Raw genomic sequence first — 214 nt, 5'->3', positions numbered from 1 at the left:
TTCCCGGTGGAGTTGTTCGCCGACCTGTTTCCCTCGGGGCGGGGCCGGCCGTCGATCCCGGGTGAGGTGGTCGCCTCGGTGATCGTGTTGCAGGCGCTGTACGGTCACTCCGACCGCGAAGCGGTCGACGCGTTGACCTTCGACCTGCGGTGGAAGGCCGCGTGTGGGTACGCGATCGACGCGAGGGGCTTCGATCCCTCCACGCTGACCTACT

1 protein-coding gene is annotated in these 214 nt (G+C 67.8%); it reads left to right on the top strand.

The window, feature by feature from the left end; genetic code table 11:
* On the top strand, positions 1-214 hold a 214-nt coding region (locus ACYQ0U_RS22910), incomplete at both ends, for a transposase (RefSeq protein ID WP_459976183.1).

Source organism: Nocardioides pyridinolyticus, assembly GCF_054653575.1.
The sequence above is the reverse complement of the archived record's forward strand: the minus strand, read 5'-3'. Positions and strand labels throughout refer to the sequence as shown.